This is a genomic window from Agromyces sp. NPDC060279 (assembly GCF_042726785.1).
GTDB lineage: Bacteria > Actinomycetota > Actinomycetes > Actinomycetales > Microbacteriaceae > Agromyces.
Genome location: NZ_JBHXBK010000001.1, coordinates 1,487,964 through 1,490,883 on the forward strand (window position 1 = coordinate 1,487,964; position 2,920 = coordinate 1,490,883).

General features: G+C 73.5%; 1 protein-coding gene. It reads right to left on the bottom strand.

Features of this window, described 5'->3' with window-relative positions; all coding sequences use genetic code 11:
* Positions 1 to 116 precede the first annotated feature (116 nt).
* Positions 117 to 2,920 (bottom strand): HtaA domain-containing protein (locus ACFWE1_RS07005; protein WP_376932748.1); only part of this gene is annotated, 2,804 nt, incomplete at its 5' end.

Here is a 2,920-nt window from a genome sequence, read left to right on the forward strand (position 1 = left end):
TTCCCCCCCCCCCGTCTCCCCCCCCCCTCCCCCCCCCGGCACGGGGAGAGAACCTTTCACCGTCAGACCCCCCCCCCCCCTCCCGGCCGCCGCCAGACTTCGGATGCAGCGGCGGCCTACGCCTCCGTGCGACCCGCCGCGCGGCGACGGAGCAGCACGACCAGCACGACCGCCGCGACGAGCAGCAGCAGCGCGACGCCGCCCCAGATGAGCCACGGGCTGACCCCGGCGGTCTCGGCGACCTCGGTGCTCCCGGCATCCGTGCGCTGCACCTCGCCGTCGTCCTCGGCGGCGACGACCGGAGCCGCCACCCCGCAGTCCGCCGGCAGGGTGAGGCTGAACGTCACCGGGTCGAGCTCCTCGCCCGCGGCGTAGGTGCCGAAGGCGGCGGCGCCCTGCTCGGTGAGCACGGCCGGCACGTCGTCCGCGGCGAGCGTGGTGCCGTCCACCGCGAGGCCCGAGAGCTCGAGCTCGGCGAAGCGCACGCCCTTCGCCTCGACGGGCGCGCCGTCCTGGGTGGTGCCGGTCACGTCGAGCAGCAGGTACGCCTCCTCGGCGCTCACGAACTCGAGCTTCGGGTTCGCGATCGTCGTGTCGAGCGCGCCGTCGTGGCCCGTGAACTCGACCGAGCCGGGGAACGCCACGACGCCGCGCAGCGTCTTCGCGTCGATCGGGCCGGTGCCGCCGGTGAAGGCGAAGCGGCCGTCCTGCTCGCTCGCGCCCGTGACGGTCCACGTGCCGTTCGCGATGCCGCTCTCCAGGTACTGCAGGAAGCTCGCCTTGAAACCCCAATCGAGGGTGCCCTCGCTCACCAGGCACTGGTTCGCGGGCGCGGCGACCGTGAACACGACGCCCCTCGAGATCGAGCCCTGGAAGGTGAGCGTGTGCTGGCCCGGCTCGAGCCCGGCGGGCAGCGAGCCCGTCCAGGTGACGACGCCGTTCGCGTCGGCCGTGAGATTCTCGGCCAGCACGGTCGGCGTCGAGTAGACGACCACCATGATGCCGGTCTCGTTCGGCTCGAAGCCGTCGACCGAGATCGTCACCGGCTTGCCCGCGACGAGGTCGGCGAGCACGGCCGGGGCGAGCTGGATGCCGGTGGTCGCCGGCGGCGTGAGCGGCACCGGCTTCGCGGCTGACGCGGGCGTCGCCGAGGCGGTCGTGCCCGAGCTGCCGGCCGGGGCCGCGCCGGGGCTGCCGATCACGACGGTGATCGGGTCGAGCGCCTTGCCGCTGCCGTAGTAGCCCTGGAAGGCGTCCGCACCGGCGGCGGTCAGCGTCGCCGGCGCTCCGGCGAAGCGGGTCGCGCCGCCCACGGTCGACTTGGCGGCCGCGCCGAGGTCGACGGTCGCGAAGTCGATCCGCGAGCCGTTCGCCGTCAGCTCGAGCACCCCGCTCGTCGCGCTCGTCACGCGGAGCGTCGGGTTCGAGAAGGTCAGGTCGAGGATGCCGCCGTGCCCGGTGAAGCGCACCGAACCGGAGTAGTCCGCCGTGCCCGTGCCGCGGGCCGCGGTGTAGCTGCCGCCCGACTGCCCGAACTGGAAGGCGCTGCCGGCCTGCGTCGCACCGGAGCCGACCGTGATCGAGCCGCGGGCGATCGGCCCGACGACGTAGGAGCGGAAGGCGTCGGCGATGCCCCAGCTGAGCGAGCCGCTCGAGACCGGGTTCACGGTGCCCGGCTTCGTCGGCGTCACCGGGGGCTCGGGCTTCGGCGGGATGACCGTGCCGCCCTTCACCGTGATCGGCGCGAAGGCGTCGAGCGACCGATCGGTCACCGAGAGGCCGTGCGCGGCCGAGGAGGCGACGGTGTAGCGGGTCTTCGGGTCGAGCTTGCCCGCCTGCACGGTGAGCTCCACGGTGAACGCGCCGTTCACGACCTCGCTCGGCTTCACCCAGGCGAGCGCCGTCCAGCCCTCGGCGACGAGCGGGCCGGTGCCGGTCCAGATGCTCGCGTCGCCGAGCAGCACGTACACGCCCTGCGCCGCGCCGGCCCCGGTGTACCCGGTGCCGCGGACCGTGAACGTCTGCGCCTTCGAGGCATCCACGTCCTTCGACGGGCTGACCGTGAGCTTCGGGTTCGGCGCGTCGGCCTTCAGCGTGATGGGCGCGAAGGCGTCCATGGTGCGGTTGAAGACCGAGAGGCCGTGCGCGGCCGAGGTGGCCACGGTGTAGCGCTTCGCGGGGTCGAAGGACTTCGCGGGCACCTTCAGCTCGACGGTGAACGCGCCGTCGACGATCTGGTTCGGCATGACCCAGTCCAGCGCGGTCCAGCCGTCGGCGACGAGCGGGCCGTCACCGGTCCAGATGCTCGCGTCGCCGAGCAGCACGTACACGCCCTGCGCCGCGCCGTCGCCGACGTAGCCGGTGCCGGTGACGGTGAAGATCTGCGCGGCCGCCGGGTCGACGTTCGTCGCGGGCGACACGGTCAGCGTCGGCTTCGCGGCGCCGGCCTTGACGGCGATCGGCGCGAAGGCGTCGAGCGAGCGGTCGGTGGCCGACAGCGCGTGCGCCGCCGAGGAGGCGACGGTGTAGCGCTTGGCCGGGTCGAGGGCGCGCGCCGCGGTCTTCAGCTCGATGCTGAACGTGCCGTCGACGATCTCGTTCGGCTTGACCCAGGTCTGCGCGGTCCAGCCGTCGGCGACGAGCGGGCCGTTGCCGGTCCAGATGCTCGCGTCGCCGAGCAGCACGTACACGCCCTGCGCCGCGCCCGGCCCGGTGTACCCAGTGCCGGTCACCGTGAAGGTCTGCGCCTTCGAGGCATCCACGTCCGTCGACGGCGTGACCGTCAGGGTCGGCTTCACCGGCTGCGGCGCCGTGGCGAAGGCGAGCGGGGTGAACGTCTCGAACGCGGCGTGCTTGGCCCCGCCGCCCGAGTACGTGTAGATCCCGTAGTTCCCGTCGGCCAGAGCCTTCTCGAACTCAC